At 67.8% G+C, this 15654-nt stretch carries 15 protein-coding genes; 6 read left to right on the top strand and 9 right to left on the bottom strand.

Features of this window, described 5'->3' with window-relative positions; all coding sequences use genetic code 11:
* The first annotated feature begins 10 nt into the window (after positions 1-10).
* Positions 11-1003 carry a TIGR03842 family LLM class F420-dependent oxidoreductase gene (locus tag EV384_RS19860; protein ID WP_130335460.1) on the top strand — a complete coding sequence of 331 codons (993 nt, stop codon included), beginning with the start codon at positions 11-13 and terminating at the stop codon, positions 1001-1003.
* Between the two features lie 553 nt (positions 1004-1556).
* On the opposite strand, the gene dapA is transcribed toward EV384_RS19860, so the two are convergent.
* Positions 1557-2465, bottom strand: coding sequence for a 4-hydroxy-tetrahydrodipicolinate synthase (dapA, locus tag EV384_RS19855; protein ID WP_130335458.1), 909 nt, complete (start codon positions 2463-2465; stop codon positions 1557-1559).
* A gap of 73 nt (positions 2466-2538) precedes the next feature.
* Here dapA and EV384_RS19850 point away from each other — a divergent pair, with 73 nt between their 5' ends.
* Positions 2539-3462 carry a LysR family transcriptional regulator gene (locus EV384_RS19850; RefSeq protein WP_130335457.1) on the top strand — a complete coding sequence of 308 codons (924 nt, stop codon included), beginning with the start codon at positions 2539-2541 and terminating at the stop codon, positions 3460-3462.
* Here the strand turns inward: EV384_RS19850 and EV384_RS19845 are convergent.
* Complete coding sequence (locus EV384_RS19845) at positions 3418-4509, bottom strand: IS630 family transposase (RefSeq protein ID WP_130328966.1); 1092 nt, start codon at positions 4507-4509, stop codon at positions 3418-3420. The two genes, EV384_RS19850 and EV384_RS19845, sit on opposite strands and share 45 nt — an antisense overlap.
* 426 nt (positions 4510-4935) lie before the next feature.
* Here EV384_RS19845 and EV384_RS36775 point away from each other — a divergent pair, with 426 nt between their 5' ends.
* Entirely contained in the window at positions 4936-5067 is a 132-nt protein-coding gene (locus EV384_RS36775; RefSeq protein ID WP_278045611.1) for a hypothetical protein, read from the top strand.
* A 212-nt stretch (positions 5068-5279) separates the two neighbouring features.
* On the opposite strand, the gene EV384_RS19835 is transcribed toward EV384_RS36775, so the two are convergent.
* On the bottom strand, positions 5280-5864 hold the full coding sequence (locus EV384_RS19835) for a hypothetical protein (RefSeq protein ID WP_130335453.1): 585 nt from the start codon (positions 5862-5864) through the stop codon (positions 5280-5282).
* Positions 5865-6839: 975 nt separating this feature from the next.
* Here EV384_RS19835 and EV384_RS19830 point away from each other — a divergent pair.
* Complete coding sequence (locus EV384_RS19830; RefSeq protein ID WP_130335451.1) at positions 6840-7247, top strand: MmcQ/YjbR family DNA-binding protein; 408 nt, start codon at positions 6840-6842, stop codon at positions 7245-7247.
* Between the two features lie 238 nt (positions 7248-7485).
* Here the strand turns inward: EV384_RS19830 and EV384_RS19825 are convergent, their stop codons facing one another.
* Positions 7486-8208: a VOC family protein gene (locus EV384_RS19825; RefSeq protein ID WP_130335449.1), complete on the bottom strand. Its 723-nt coding sequence runs from the start codon at positions 8206-8208 to the stop codon at positions 7486-7488.
* Between the two features lie 443 nt (positions 8209-8651).
* On the opposite strand from EV384_RS19825, the gene EV384_RS34930 reads away from it, so the two are divergent.
* Positions 8652-8918 (top strand): hypothetical protein, encoded by a 267-nt coding sequence (locus tag EV384_RS34930; protein WP_165439992.1) that lies wholly within the window; start codon positions 8652-8654, stop codon positions 8916-8918.
* Positions 8919-8924: 6 nt separating this feature from the next.
* On the opposite strand, the gene EV384_RS19815 is transcribed toward EV384_RS34930, so the two are convergent.
* From EV384_RS19815 to EV384_RS19805, 3 genes are all read right to left on the bottom strand, one after another.
* A complete protein-coding gene (locus EV384_RS19815; protein WP_130335447.1) occupies positions 8925-10739 on the bottom strand; it encodes a hypothetical protein in 1815 nt (604 codons plus the stop codon).
* Positions 10740-11164: 425 nt separating this feature from the next.
* The gene (locus tag EV384_RS19810) at positions 11165-11494 is read right to left on the bottom strand and encodes a hypothetical protein (protein WP_130335445.1); all 330 of its coding nucleotides are present in this window, start codon (positions 11492-11494) and stop codon (positions 11165-11167) included.
* Positions 11495-11620: 126 nt separating this feature from the next.
* Complete coding sequence (locus tag EV384_RS19805; protein ID WP_130335443.1) at positions 11621-12211, bottom strand: SEL1-like repeat protein; 591 nt, start codon at positions 12209-12211, stop codon at positions 11621-11623.
* A 383-nt stretch (positions 12212-12594) separates the two neighbouring features.
* Between EV384_RS19805 and EV384_RS19800 the strand changes: the two genes are divergently transcribed.
* The gene (locus EV384_RS19800) at positions 12595-13134 is read left to right on the top strand and encodes a hypothetical protein (protein WP_130335441.1); all 540 of its coding nucleotides are present in this window, start codon (positions 12595-12597) and stop codon (positions 13132-13134) included.
* 477 nt (positions 13135-13611) lie between these two features.
* Here the strand turns inward: EV384_RS19800 and istB are convergent, their stop codons facing one another.
* Positions 13612-14403, bottom strand: a complete 792-nt coding sequence (gene istB / locus EV384_RS19795) for an IS21-like element helper ATPase IstB (protein WP_130329444.1) — start codon at positions 14401-14403, stop codon at positions 13612-13614.
* Entirely contained in the window at positions 14403-15629 is a 1227-nt protein-coding gene (gene istA / locus EV384_RS19790; protein ID WP_130329446.1) for an IS21 family transposase, read from the bottom strand. Before istA ends, istB begins: the two co-directional genes overlap by 1 nt.
* Positions 15630-15654: the final 25 nt, after the last annotated feature.

The raw sequence follows: 15654 nt of genomic DNA, 5'->3' as shown, positions 1-15654 counted from the left end.
AGGAGAAACCGTGGACTTCGGCGTCGTACTCCAGACCGACCCGCCCGCTCGCGACGTCGTGGCGGGCCTCACCGCCGCCGAGGACAACGGGTTCCGCTACGGGTGGACGTTCGACTCCTGCGTGCTGTGGCAGGAGCCGTTCGTCATCTACTCGCAGGTGCTCGCAGCGACCAGGCACCTGATCGTCGGGCCGATGGTGACCAACCCGAGCACCCGCGACTGGTCGGTCACCGCGTCGCTCTTCGCCACCCTCAACGACATGTTCGGCAACCGTACGGTGTGCGGGATCGGCCGCGGCGACTCGGCCCGACGGGTCATCGGCCAGCCGCCGGCGAGCCTGGCCACCCTCAAGCAGGCGATGCGCGTGATCAAAGGACTTGCCGAGGGCCACGAGGTCGAGCACCACGGCACGGCGGTCCGCATCCCGTGGGTGCGTGACGGCAAGCTGGAGATCTGGATGGCCGCCTACGGCCCGAAAGCGCTGCGGCTGGTCGGCGAGCAGGCCGACGGCTTCATCCTGCAGACGGCCGATCCCGACATCGCCCGTTGGACGATCGGCTCGGTACGGGACGCGGCCACCGCCGCAGGCCGAGATCCCGACTCGATCACGATGTGCGTGGCCGCACCCGCCTACGTGGGAACGAACCTCGCGCACCAACGGGATCAGCTGCGCTGGTTCGGCGGCATGGTCGGCAACCACGTGGCCGATCTGGTCGCCCGCTACGGCGACTCCGGGGTGGTGCCAAAGGCGCTGACCGATTACATCAGCGGCCGCGACGGCTACGACTACGCACACCACGGCCGCGCCGGCAATCCGTCCACAAACTTTGTGCCCGATGAGATCGTCGACCGGTTCTGCCTTGTCGGCCCCGAGTCAGCCCATGTCGACCGGCTGCAGGAGCTCAAGGAGATCGGGGTCCACAACTTCGCCCTCTACCTCATGCATGACGACAAGGACAAGACCCTCTCCTCGTACGGCAAGGGCGTGATCACGCACGTCTAATCCCGCCGCGCCAAGTACGCCTTGTACGTGAAGCGGAACGCTGTACCGCCTCTGAGCTGCCGAAACGAAGAACCGCAGGTTAGGGGATCCTCGGCAGCGCGGACGAGCTGCGCCCCCATGTACAGCGCCAGAGACCCCCGGCGTCTCGCTGATCCGCTGCCGACACCGCCGCTTTTCGTCCCACCTCCGATGCTGACGTTCATCTGACCCTTGTATGAGGTGACCCCGAACGCCGCGAAGACGGCCGTTCTCTACCTGGGTGACTGAGGTGTGGAGCCCACAAGCCCTGGACCGTCATCGGTTCCGCCCGTCAGCCGATCGGCGTCCCGAACGGTTCTTCGCCCTCGCGGCGGAACCTACCTGCGGCCTTGGAGACGAGCATCCTCAACTCGGCACGTGTCCGGAGATTCTGCGATGGACTGCGGCTGGCATACAGACGGTGATGAGCGCTGACGGGCGGGGTTGCGCTCACCATCAGCGGCAGTAGCGGGCGCTTGGCTCTAGGTGTCGAATGTCGTCGCGCATCCTGACCCGCCCCTTGGCGGAGGTTCGGTCAGACAGGCACGGCGATGGTTGCCAGAGCATCCGTCAGCCGCCGGAGGTGAGGCGGCGGCGGCTCGAGCAGCGGAAGGCGCACCGTCGCGTGCGGGATGATCCCGAGGTCGGCCAGAGCGGCCTTTGCCATTATGGCCCCTTGGGATGTGCGCATGATGGCGTCCACCAAGGGAATCAGCGAACCTTGGATCGCCTTCGCCGAGTCGAGGTCGCCGCTGCGGACCGCTCGTATGAGCTCGGCGTTGCGGTCGGCGACGACATTGCCCACGACGCTGAGCACACCGGTGGCGCCGCACGCGAGGTAGGGCAAGTTGAGTTCATCGATGCCGCAGTAGTAGGCCAGCGACGTGCGGGCCATGACGGACATCGCTTCGAACAGGTCGCCCTTGGCGTCCTTGACCGCTCGGATCCGGGGGTGGCCGGCGAGTTCTATCAGCGTGGGCGCCTCCATTGCGATGCCCGTGCGTGCGGGGACGTCGTAGAGCATCACGGGTAGCTCGGTGGCGTCGGCCACCGCCACGCAATGGGCCACCACCCCGGCCTGAGTCGGCTTGGAGTAGTAGGGGCAGACGAGCAGCAGCGCATCCGCCCCAGCAGCCTCGGCTTCGCGTGCCCGATGAATGCTGACGGCCGTGTCGTAGGTGCCGATACCGGCGACCACCCGAGCTTGGTTCTTCGACTGGGCCGCCACGGCACGGACGAGCCGGGCTGCCTCGGCTTCGGTCAGGGTGGGCGACTCACCGGTGGTCCCGCCAACGACGATGCCATCGCACCCTGTGGTCAGCAGGTGGTCGACGAGGTTAGCGAGCCCAGGTTCGCTGATCGTGCCGTCGGGGTGCATCGGGGTCACCATGGCGACAAGGTTGGAGCCGAAGAGTAGGTCAGCAGGGTGCTGCGGGTCGGTCATGGTTCGATCCTGCCTCGGCCCGATCAGTGTGGTCCAGCGATGCTTTCTTGCCAATATTGCGTAGCCTGTCTTCATGATTGATGTCGGGGCCTTGCGGGCGTTGCGGGCGGTGGCTGCTCTCGGGACGCTGGCGCGGGCGGCCGATGAGCTCGGGTTCACGGCCTCGGCGGTGTCGCAGCAGATCAAGAGGCTGGAACGCCAGGTCGGTGTGCCCGTGCTCGCGCCGGCGGGACGCGGGGTCGTGCTCACTCCGGCCGGGCAGGCCATCGTCGACTCAGCGCCCGAAGTGTTCCAGGCGCTGGAGCGCTGCGTCGAAGCGGCCCAGTCAGTCTCGGATGGCGCGCCGCGCGGCATACTGCGCGTGGTCGCCTTCTCGACTGCTATCCGCGGGCTGCTCGCGCCCACCATTCTGCGACTGTCGACGCGCTGCCCGGACCTACGCGTGCACATCACCGAGCAGGACCCCGACCAAGCCCTCCACAGCGTCGACGCCGGTACAGCCGACCTTGCCCTCGTCCACGACGCCGACGGGCTGCCAGTCCCGCTGCCATCGTCCCTGACCCAGCGCCATATGCACACCGACGTCGGCGACGTCGTCATGAATCGGACGCATCCGCTCGCACGGCTCGACCCGCCACTCGCCGGCGCCGACCTTGCCGGCCACGCGTGGGTGACCAGCCCGCCTGGCTCGGTGTGCCACCAGTGGTTCCGACGACTGTTCGCAGACGTGCCCGAAGACCCCGACGTGCGCCATCTGGTTGACGATTTCGCCACCCAGCTGTCGCTGGTCGCCTCAGGCGACGTTATCGCCCTGATCCCTCGCCTTGCTCGCCCGCCCTTGGGAGAAGGGCTCGTCTCCCGGCCGCTGCGGCGGCAACCGAAGCGCGAGGTACATGCGGCGTGGCGGCGCAGCGCCAATGCCAGCCCAGCGATCCAAGCGGTGCTCGCGGAGCTAGTGTGCTGCGCTAGAAATCCGCCTACAAAATCGTGCGAGTGATTCGAGAATCTCCTCGGCGGTCTTGGTCCAGGTGAAGGGCCTGGGGTTGGTGTTCCAGTCTGCGATCCAGGTGCGGATGTCGGCTTCCAGGCTGTGAACGCTCTTGTGGGCGCCGCGGCGGATCTTCTGCTCTGTGAGGTAGCCGAACCAGCGTTCGACCTGGTTGATCCAGGAGGAACCGGTCGGTGTGAAGTGCATGTGGAAGCGGGGATGGCGGGCCAGCCACGCCCGCACGGCGGGGGTCTTGTGGGTGCCGTAGTTGTCGCAGACCAGGTGCACGTCCAGATCGGCTGGCACGGCTTTGTCGATCGTGGCCAGGAACTTCTTGAACTCGGTCGCGCGGTGCTGGCGGTGCAGTTCGCCGATGACGGTGCCGTCGGCGATGTTGAACGCGGCGAACAGGCTGGTGATGCCGTTGCGGGCGTAGTCGTGGGTGCGGCGTTCGGGCATGCCGGGCATCATCGGCAGCACCGGCTGGGACCGGTCCAGGGCCTGGATCTGCGACTTCTCATCCACGCAGAGCACCACGGCCCGTTCGGGCGGGTTGTGGTAGAGCCCGACCACGTCGACGACCTTCTCGATGAACTGCGGATCCGTGGAGAGCTTGAACGTGTCGGCCAGATGCGGCTTGAGGCCGAAGTCCCGCCAGATCCGTCCGACGGTGGACTTCGACAGTCCGGACTTCTCCGCCATGGAGGTACGCGACCAGTGGGTGGCGTTACGTGGCGTCTGCTCCAAGGTGGCGACGACGACCTCTTCGACCCGGTCCAAACCGATGGACGGAGGACGACCCGGCCGCGGCTCGTCGATCAGTCCGTCCAGCCGCAGCTTCAAAAATCGGCGACGCCATTTCCCCACCGTGGACAGATGAACACCCAGTGCCGTTGCCACATCAGTGTTCGAGCCGCCATCGGCGCAGGCCAGAATGATCCGGGAGCGCATCGCGAGGACCTGCGCCGTCTTCGCCCGCCGCGACCATCGGGTCAATGTCGCACGTTCTTCATCGGTCAACGTCAGCGGCGGGGTGGGACGCCCAGTCCTCGGCATCCCACCACCATACCCACTTATCAGGCGAATTTCTGGCGCACCGCACTAGTGCCGTGTCCACAAACGTTGGCCGGGTTGTTCGGGGTTGGGGAAATGTCGTAGGGGTGGTGTTGGCTTCGGTTCTTGCCTCGTCGTCGGGATCCCGCCGCCCCGCGGGTCGTGCACCGCACCGCACGCGTCGCGTTGCGGGTGACGCCCGGCCAGCGGCGGCGGTGTCAGTAGGAACCACCCGGAACAACGCTGAGCTTGGCGCGCCTTACGACCACCGCGGCTTCGACTGCCAGCACAACCCAATCGATTGAACGTCGTCAACTCGCCACTACCGGATGTCGCGACCGCGCGACCAGCGGTTTGAGAGCGCGTTGACGGACGCCGATGAAGTCATTAGCCGCTGGGGCACGCAGGCAGGGCAGCGAGGTACTGGAGATGTTCGTCAAGCCATGCGGCGTCGAGGCGTTCCTCAAGGGTTGGGGGAACGGCTACACCGAGTCGGAAGGCCTGGCGGTCCTCAGCGGGTACCGGCCGGCTCGCGACCTCGACCACCCCGACACCTGGTGACACCACCCTGACCAGCCCATAACGGCCATCAAACGGTATGACCGTCGCTCAACTACTGCGATCCACTTGAAGATCAAGTCTGCCTGTCGGAGCCAGCCATGCGGTGGCCGGGGCCGGCGGATGCGCGTGCCTCACCAGTTCGGGGTTCGGCAGGCCAGGAACGGGTTCGATGGCCAGCAGTTCTCGGGTGGCTGCCCTGTGCGCAACGTTGGCTACGCCCTGGCGCCGGGGGCGAGTACGGTCACCGACTCGGGGAGCGTCGTCACGACGCGGCGGATGTTGCGGCGCGGGTCGACGACGATCAGCTCGGTGTTGGTCGCGGTCCAGCGCTGCAGGACGACGCCGTCGGCCACCACGCCTCGACAGAGCTGCGGCCCATCCGCACCGATAGAAGGCATCTCGATCCTGGCGGTGGCGGCACCCGAGGTCACGTCGACGCCCAGCAGCGCCACGGACGGCGCCACCAGCATCCCCTCCGGGCTGCCGGTGGGCGGCAGATCGGGGCGGCCAACCTCCACCCAGATACTCGGCGGGCTCCCGCCCGCGTGCCACAGCGCAACGATCGGACCTGCCACCTCACCCGGCCCCGGCTGGCCGGGTACGACCACTGGCAGCTTCCGGGACGCGCCCGTAACTACGTCCCTCAGCGTGATGCTCAGCTCCTGCAACCCGGACGGACCGATCAGTGGATTCGAATCGAACACCGCAAGCTCCCTACCGCCGATGAAGGCCACCTCGGTGGCGACGTTGGGGGTACGCACGCCGAGCGGCCGCACCCCGCCACCCGGCAGTGCCATGGCCCGAAGGTCCGGCCGTCCACGCCCGGTTTGGCCAGCAGCAACGAGCGGGCGTCCGTGGACCACAGCCACAGCTCGTACCCGTTCGCCACCTCGTACTCCGCCGTGCCCGAGAGGTCCCTCACCCGCCATTGACCGTTCCGTTTGGCGGCCAGCCAGCGCCCATCAGGCGACAGTGACAGGTTCAGAGGCCCAGGACTCGCGGGCGTGCGCCCGACGCGGAAATGCTCACCCGACCGGGTCACCAGATAGACATCGTTCTGGTCGAACGTTCGGGTAGCGGGGTCGTAGCTGCCCACGTCGGCCTCCAGGTGGTACATCAGCGCGCCCCGGCCCACCCCGCGTTCACTCGGCAGGTCCGCCACCTTGGCTGGCGGCCGCAGCTGAGGCGGCAGATTGGTGAACACCTCCTCGACCCCTGCGGCCGCGGGAGGCACAGACCCCTGCCGCTGAGCCGCCGCGCGCCACGCCACCATCCCCGCCGCCACCAACACGACGATCGCCACGCCCACCACCGCGACCGTTCGCCATCCCCGCGCCGGCCGAGGCTGCGCCGAATCTACTGGCGCCGTAGAAGAATGCATGGCACTGCCCCCGTTCCGGCTGACCGCCCAGCACACCGAAGCGGATGCGGCCCAGCCGGGTCAACGAGTCCGCTCAATCCGTCACGCGAAATAGACCGGATCGAGATCCCGAACAGGTGTCTCCTCAGTGTCATCCAAGATGCACCCGACGGACCTGCCGCAGCACTTGACGAAGGCGCTGTCATCGACAGTTTCGGATGTGCGCCACTACCTGAGCCTCCAGCGCGCGACCAGCGGCTACTTGTTGCTATTGATTTTGCACGGTCCGCAGGTGGTTCTGCCGCCACCGGCGGGTCGCCTCGCTGTCGGGTCCTGCAGGCCGGCGAGGATCGCGTTCGGCGTAGCGGTTAGCCTGTGCGTATGCAGGAGGCGGTGTCCTGGAGCAACCTCGATGGCTGACGCCGACGATGTCCGTCACCTGGCACTGGCGCTGCCTCACGTGGTCGAGATCGACAGTGACGGCTTCGACTTCCGGGTCGCCGACAAAGGGTTCGTCTGGTCCTACCCCGAACGCAGACCCGGTACGTCGCGCCTCATCCGGACCGATATCGCGGTGCTGTACGTCGGCGACGAAGCGGAGAAGCAGGCGTTACTCCTCGGCGAGCCCAAGGTTTTCTTCACCACGCCCGCGTACGACGGGCTGCCCCTGGTCATGCTGCGGCTGGCGCAGGTGAACGTCGATCGCCTGAAGGAGCTCGTCACCGACGCGTGGCGCATGCGTGCCCCGGACTCGCTCGTCGGCGACCTTGATGACGGCACCGATTCGTTGAGCCCAGATTTGAGCAGGGCCGATCAGTAGGTCGAGGTAGCACTCGCCCGATGCCGCAGGCGGAGCCTGCCAAAGGCTGCTCGATCGCCGTCTGCGCCAGCCGCGGCAAGGTCGCGGGTCCCGCGCGCTCTGCGGCAGATCCGGACGGTCTGACGATTTCAGGAACGCGAGCGAGCCGAACGACCTTGGCGGGGACTCACGCCCGGTGGCTCTCTGCTAGCCGATGATCGCGATCTGCAGGGTCGCCGCCCACCCGAACCTGGTCGCGCTATCGGGGGGTCAAGACACAGAACTCATTGCCATCGGGATCGGCCATCACCACCCAGCTGACCTCGTCCTGGCCGATGTCGATTCGAGTCGCCCCGAGGGAGACGAGACGGTCGACCTCCGCTTGCTGATCACCGTCGACAGGTGGAGCGAGGTCGAAATGCAGCCGGTTCTTCCCTGTCGTCGGCATCAGTGGCGGACCGCCCCACGTGATCTTCGGCCCGCCGCGCGGCGAGCGGATCGCGGTCTCCTGGTCCTGGTCCCAGACCAAGGGCCAGCCCAGCGCTTCGCTCCAGAAGTACCCGACCTCCTGCGAACCGTCGCACGCAAGCGCTCCGATGAATCCGCAGTCGGCAAGGAAGTTGTTGCCCGGCTCGATGACGCAGAACTCATTGCCTTCGGGGTCGGCGAGCACCACATGACCCTCCTCCGGGCGTTGACCGATGTCGATGTGCTGGGCGCCGAGTCCGAGCGACGTCGCCACCGTCTGCTGCTGGTCCTCGAGGGACGTGCTCGTCAGATCGAAGTGCATCTGGTTCTGGCCGGCCTTCTGCTCCTGGGTCGAGAAAAATCGGATCCGGAACCCGGTGTCATCGCTCGGCAGGAGGGCGATGCCGTCGTGGGGATCGTCGGCCATCTCCCAGCCCAGGACGCCGGCCCAGAAGCGCGCGAGACGGAGCGGGTCGTTCGCATCGAAGCAGAGTGCAAAAAGGTGAGTAGTCATCCCGCTCCGCATCTCCGATCTGCTGACTCATAGCCGCAGACACGGCACGTCCGCCCTGCACATGAGGAAAGCAACGCTAAGGCGCTCGAGGCCCGCGACGCAACGCGAATATCAGAGGGCGACGCTCTCGCGCGCGATCGTGCGCGGGAGCGTCGCCCACCGACACCTGGTCGTCCTCCAGGTTTGATGTGCACCCCAGTCGGCGCGTCCGAGGACGGTCCCCTGGCTGGCGACGTACGGCGCCGGCTGCCTCGACCCGGCCAGCCACTGCGCCAGACTGGCGTGGAGGCTGCCGGTCACGGGATCCTCGCCGACGTTGAGTCACGGGACGAACGCCCGCACCTCCGCTTCGGAGCTCCCTGGCCGCCCAAGCGACTGGCAGGAGTCCGTATTCGTGTGGTGCGAGTGCTCCTGCTCTGGGGCGGCGCGGTTACGGTGCGTCGTTGGGGCTGGTGATTCTCGGGTGGGCTGGGACGGTGGTTCTGGGTCAGGGCGGTGAACCGCTGCCGTACACGCGTGACAACACCGACGTGGTGCAGGCCGACGGCGCCGAAGCCGATGATCGCGATCCCGCTGGCGATGGTCGCTGCGCCGAGCAAAGTTTGTTGACCTTGGGCTGGTGCTACCGCCGAAAGTGTGCGCGGCGCTTGACTGGCAGTAGCGCGTATTTGATCGGAGCGAGTTCCCTTGGCGTTGGTGGCTCAACGTGACATGGGTCAGGTTTTGCGGACTGCGCTGGTGAAACCGGCGATGAAGAGGGTGGCGAAGGTCCAGGCGAGCAGTTGCAGGAACCAGCCGGCGATGGTGAGGGTTTGGCCGACGGGGGCGTTGGTGGGTTGGCAGCGCTCGCGGGCGCCGGTGTTGATCAGTGGGGTACCGAGGTCGAGGCCCACGCCGATCTGGTCGATGGTGGTGCAGGCGGTGGCTGCGACTGCTCCGGTGATCGTCGGCTTTTGGGCGAGGCCGCCGTGGTGGCCGCCGATGACGCTGAGGGTGACTGCCGTCGCAAGCGTGGCGAGGAGCAAGAGCAGGGTACGCCAGGGCTGGTAGCCGTAGCCGAGGGTGATGCCGGTGAGGCGACCCCAGGCGCGTTCGGACCCGGCCAGTCCGGCGCGCTGGATTTGGTCGCGGCGTTGGGCGATGAGAATGGTGCGGGCGTCGCGGTCGTGGCCGGCGGCGCGGTAAGCGGCGGCGAGGTGCTGGTAGGGCTGGGCGGCGTAGCCGGGGGTGTGCTCGCGCAGCAGGGTCAGCCAGCGCCGCAGTGACGCTGGCTGCGGCAGCCCGCTGTAGGTGAGGCCGTCCAACTCGATCAGCGATCCCTGGTCCGGTGCGGTGTGCGTCGCTCGGTCGGTGTCGAGGCGGAAAGTCCCGCCAATCCGCGCACCGGTGAACACCAGCACCGCCTGGCCATCTGCGCTGGTGGCGGTGAAGCCGTCGTCCAGGAGCACGTCCTGGTCGACCCGGAGGCCGTCGGTGTTGAGGGCGGGTCCGGTGGTGTTCTCCAGCCGCGCCCCGCTGCAGTACAGGACGCCGCCGATGTGGGCACCGAGCAGCTGGATCGTGCCCAGCTCGCTGGCGCTGGTGGCGGTGAACCCGCCGACCAGGGCCACGTCCCGGTCGACCTGGAGCTGGTCGGCTTCGAGGGCGGGTCCGGTGGTGTTCTCCAGCCGCGCCCCGCTGCAGTACAGGACGCCGAGGTGGGCACCGAGTAGCCGGATCGTGCCCTGCTCGCTGGCGCTGGTGGCGGTGAACCCGTTGTGCAGGAACACGTCCTGGTCGACTTGGAGGTGGTCGGCGTTGAGGGCGGGTCCGGTGGTGTTCTCCAGCCGCGCTCCGCTGCAGTTCAGTTGGCCGCCGAGGTGGGCACCGAGTAGCCGGATCGTGCCTCGCTCGCTGGCGCTGGTGGCGGTGAACCCGTCGCGCAGGAACACGCTTTGGTCGACCTGGAGGCCGTCGGCGTCGAGGGCGGGTCCGGTGGTGTTCTCCAGCCGCGCTCCGCTGCAGTCCAATGTGCCGATGTGGGCAGCGAGCAGCCGGATCGTGCCTTGCTCGCTGGCGCAGGTGGCGGTGCTCCTTTCGAGCGAGAGCACCCGCGCGGCAAAGCGTGTGGCGTCGACTGGCGCGTCGTCCGAATCTGCCGCTTGCTCGATTCGGCACCCGGTCAAGGCAACCGCCAACAGTTGGGCCTTGCGGAGATTCAAGCCGCTGGGCAGTAAACAGTCGCGCAGCTCCAGCGCCAGGTCACTGGTGATGTTCTCCAAATCGATCTGACCGGCGATCCGGGCTCCGCGTAGCCGCAGGCCGTGTGGGTCGGGTTCGCTGACCAGACGGCCGCGGACGAGCTCACGGATGACCGAAGCCGAGACCGTCCGCTCATCGCCCCAGGCCCGCATCGCTGCCTCGTCGACCGGCCCGTCACCGGCCAGATCGAGCACCTCGCCGCAGGCGACGGACTCAATCAGTCGCTGCTCGACAGGACTGTGCGCTCGACCGTCCGCATCCCTCACCCGCTGGCCGCCTACTGACGTCATGGCACCAATAATGGACAGCCACGTCATCTACCGCGATCCCCCTGACCGGGCCACGGCCCGCGACCCGTCAGCCGCTCCGCGTCGCGGACGGTGGGTGATCGGGGCCTTCGAGGACTGCTGCCCTACTTCGACCTGTCGGCCGGCCCGGGGACGTAGCGGTTCCAAGTGGGCCTGGCGTGATTGTGCTGCCGGGTTGCGGATCACCGATGCCAAACCGGTCGGGCGTCGTGGGTGGTGATCCGTCGGCGTGCCGACAGTCTTACGAGTCTGCTCCCTGGGCGCCGGTCGGCTGCCGGTTGGCCAGTTCAAACAAGCTGGTGCCTTCGGCATCCCAAGTGCTGTGACCGGGCGCGGTCACCGTGAACCCGTGTGGTCATTCGCGACTCACGGCGACCGATGTCGGCGAGTTTAGACGCCACCGAGATCTAGCGAGTGTCAATGTTCGCGAATTTCGGCGCCCCCGGCCGGCACTGCCGCTCGATTCCTTGACTGATCGACGCTGCGCCGACCGATCCCCACCGGCCGGCGACGTCGCGCGAGCAGCGGCAGAAGCGGGCACCTCCATCCGGCTGACGACGGTCGTCAGGCAGTGCCACAACGACGTCGGCAGCTTGCACCCCAGTTGACCCCTCTACCGCATCGACCTCGCCTGGCGAAGCGGGCGAATCGACCACCAGCGGTCGGGTGTCGAAGCCCTGCGCCGCGAGAGAATCCACGACCTCCGAGAGCCGGGCGACTGCCTCCGTCGCGTTCACGAGCGAAGTGTGCCACTGTTGCCGATTCCCGACACCGGGTCCCCGGACCAGCGCGCGACCTGCGGCAGATCCGGATGTTCAGTCGCGAGGGCCGCCCGGCCGCGTACTGCTGTTAGTCCGGGGAGATTACGAGGGCAACTCGTACTCCTCCGCGAGCCGCTCGGCGTAGCCACGCACCAGGTCGTCACCGGTGGCGCGTACCCGCCGGACCAGCTCAGCTGCTTCACCGGTTGCACCCCGGTCCAACAGCAGCGCAGCGAGCAGGCATCGGCAACGGTTCTCCAACAGCGCGGCACCTTGACGCAGCAAGGCCTCCGCTTCGACCTGTCGATGCGGCACCGTCAGCAAGAGCGCGCCGAGGATCGGCAGAGAACCGGTGTCGCCGGCCGCCACCTGGCGACGGCGATGCTCGATCGCTTCACTGAGCTCGCCGGGCTCGCCGTGGTTGTGCAGGAAGCCCGCATACATCGTCAACGCGTTGACGCTGCCGGACTCGATGGCCACCGTGAACAACACCCGAGCTTCGGCCGTGTCGCCCTGCCGGGCGCGCAGCACCGCCAAAGACGCCCACGACTGAACGTCACCGGCCGTGATCGCCGTCCGATACACGGCCTCCATCGCAGCGCGGTCCTCCCGGATACCAGGCCAGTTGACCAGCTTCACGACGGCCCGGTGGTCTCCGGCTTCAGCCGCCTTGCGGTACAGGGCCTCCGCCATAGCGTGCTCGCCCTTGACCGACATCCCTTCCGCGGCCTGGACCAGAGCAGCGATCGCCCGAGGCCGGCTCGCTCTGCGGAACGCCCCACGCGCGTACCCTGCGGCAAACGCTTCGGCATGGGAGGACGACAAGCGATCGACGATGGCTGACCATCGCGCCCGTAAACCCATACCGCCGATTCTGGCAACACCTTGCACGTCGCAGTATCCGCGGTTCTGCATTGCGGATGGATCCGGACTACCCCCGATGCGTCCAGCGACTCCTCTACGCACTCATCTCGGCACGTCCGGACGCCGGCGACCGGCGCCGACGTCGCCTTCGGTGACGAGCGCTTCGCGGATGTGCGGATGCCAGTTGCCAGACGCTCATCTATTCTCGGCTGATGAGGCACATGATCATGCGGTGGCCGGTGTGGCAGCGTGGTGTCCTCATAGGCGTCTTGTACGCCGGCAGCTTGGCCCTCATCTTCGGTGTCATGCTCGGCTCCGGGTGGGGTCCGGCCGTGGTGGGTGCCCTCGTCGGCGGCGTGATCTTCGTGGCCGGCATGACCCTGGCAATGGCGCGGGCCGAGAAGGCGCTCAATCCGGTCGCCGGGCCGCCGTTGACGGCCGACGAGCGGGTACAGGCGGTCCGCGCGGTCGACCACGGACAACCCTCGGACAATCCCCGGGTTCAGGCGGCCGCCGTGACGCTGGCGCGGCAACGCGTCCGGCAGCGGATCGGCATCGTCCTGCTGGCCGTGTTGTTCGGATTCTTCGCCCTGGTCGCCGCGACCTTCGCGGTTCTGGAGAACCCACGGTGGTGGCTCCTCGCCGCGATCGTCGTCGTGACCGGCCCGCCGATCATCGCCGGGCTGCGCCGTCAGCACAGGCGCGCGACCACGCTGCTGGCCGCGGCCGAGAAGGGTGCCGCAGGGCGGTAGCACTCCGTCAGAGGCGTAGGCACCGGACGTCCAGCCATCGCATCACCGCGCGACCAGCGTCACCCCTTCTGTCTCTGCCGTGACGAGGGACTAATCGCCACGGGCGCTCATCGGCACGAGCGGACGCCGGCTCGATCCGCCTGCCGTGACACTCCATCGCGCGCTGATCGCGGCAGTGAGCGGACGTTATCGAACATCAGCACAAGGCTGGGCCTGCGCGTCAGTCGCAAGCGCGTCCTAGCATTGAGATGAGCCCGCCCAAGGCGCGTCTACCCCGGTAAGGGCGCGTCCGCAGCTGGAGAGGGTGGCAGCCCGTTCGAGCCGGGCCGGGTCCGAAGAGTCCCTGCGTTCGACGTGGGGGCTCTTGTGTGTCTCGCCACGGTCCGCTCACGTCACGACCGCCCGGTTGTCAACGCCGGCTGAAACGTGACCCCTGTGGTCCGTCCGAACTTTGACCCCCTCGTTGGTTGTTGATGTTCAGTCGTTGGTCTTGGTGGCCGCGGGGACGCGGCCGAGGTCGCGGTCTTTGAGGCGGTAGCTGTCGCCCTTCATCGAGATGACCTCGGCGTGGTGGACGAGGCGGTCGATCATGGCTGCGGCGACGACGTCGTCGCCGAAGACCTCGCCCCAACGGCCGAAGGGCTTGTTGCTGGTGACGATCAGCGAAGCTCGTTCGTAGCGGTTGGAGACAAGCTGGAAGAACAGGTTCGCGGCTTCGGCTTCGAAGGGGATGTAGCCGACCTCGTCGACGATCAGCAGCGGGATCCGGCCGAGCTTGACCAGCTCGTCCTGCAGGCGCCCGGCGTGGTGGGCGTCGGCGAGGCGGGATACCCACTGGGCGGCGGTGGCGAACGCGACCCGGTGTCCGGCTTGGCAGGCCCGGATCCCAAGCCCGATGGACAGGTGGGTTTTGCCGGTGCCGGGCGGGCCCAGGAACACCACGTTCTCCCGGCCGGTGATGAAGTCGAGCGTGCCCAGGTGAGCGATCGTCTCCCGCTTCAAGGAGCGTTGGTGGTCGAAGTCGAACTCCTCCAGGCTCTTGCGGGCCGGGAACCTCGCTGCCCGGATGCGTCCCTCACCGCCGTGGGCTTCCCGTGCGGCGACCTCGCGTTGCAGGCAGGCGGCAAGGAACTCCTCGTGCGTCCACGACTCGGCCCTGGCCCGCTCCGCCAGACGTTCCACCGACGCGGCCAGGGACGGCGCCTTCAGTGCGCGGGTGAGGAACGCGATCTCCGATGCCACGTTGCGGTTGCTGGTCTTGCCGGCCATCACGCAGCCACCTCATCCAAGCCGAACAGGCGGTCGTAGTCGCTCAACGGCCGGCGTTCGACCTGGGCGTCGACGGCGGTTGCCGGAGTGCGTTGGGCGGCGATGCGCAGGTCAGCGGCGGCCTGGCGGTGGGCAGGGTCGGTGATGCTCTGATGCTTGGCCCAGCAGCGGTCATGCCTGGCCACCGGTCGACCGTCGCAGAGCACCGTCACCTGGTCGCAGTCGGCGGTGACCTCGACCCGCCGGCCGACCACCGACGGGTGCACCGAGTAGTCGTTGCTGTCCAGACGCACGTAATGGTCACGGGGCAGCCGTGTGGTCTGCCGCCAGCCGACCACCGGCGGGACCGGCGGCAGCGGCAGCATCGCCTGCCGGTCGGCGTCCCACCGATCCACCGGCCGGCAGCCCAGCGTCCGGTGCCGGCGGTGGTTCGCCCGCACCAGCCACTCGGTGAGCTGAGCGTTGAAGTCAGCTGGTGAGCCGAACCGGCGGCCGGGCAGGAACGATGTCTCGAGATAGCCGTTGGCCCGCTCGACCAGGCCCTTGGCCTCCGGGTCCGCCGGCCGGCACTGGATCACCTTGATGCCCAGGGTGCCGCGGAAGGCATTCATCGCCTCGGTCAACTGCGGCCGCCCGGCCCGCCACTGCCCGACCGCGGACTCGTTGTCCCACACCAGAGCCTTCGGCACCTGACCCCAGCTGGAGATCAGCGTCCAGTGCCCGACCAGCAGATCCGCCGACTGCCTGCTCGGGATCATCACCGCCGACAACCACCGCGAATACCCCGACACCATCACCAGCACCGGCGGACGGCCAACCTGACCGAAGCCCAACGGCACGTCCGCCGGCGGGAACCACAGATCACACTGCGCCAGCTCACCCGGCAGATAGTCAGTGCGCTGGGCCGGGTCAGGGCGGCGGAACAACGGCCGCAACTGCTGCACCCGGTCGCAGAACACCGTCTTCCCTCGGGTCCACCCGACCCGTTCCATGATCACCGTCGAGGGCATGTCCGGGAACTCCGCCAACAACGCCCGAATCTGCGGCTCGACCGCATCCACGATCGACCCCTTCGCCGCCCGCTGATAGCGGGGCGGCTCATGACTGGCCAAGGCCTTGCGCACCGTGTTCCGCGAGACCCCCAGCCGGCGACAGATGGCCTTGATCGCCATCCCCTCCGCCCGGTGCAACCGGCGGATCTCCGCCCAGTCCTCCACGCTCAGCACCTCCCGATGCTTCCGGAAGGGGTCA

It is taken from the genome of Micromonospora kangleipakensis (assembly GCF_004217615.1).
Lineage (GTDB): Bacteria > Actinomycetota > Actinomycetes > Mycobacteriales > Micromonosporaceae > Micromonospora > Micromonospora kangleipakensis.
The sequence above is the reverse complement of the archived record's forward strand: the minus strand, read 5'-3'. Positions and strand labels throughout refer to the sequence as shown.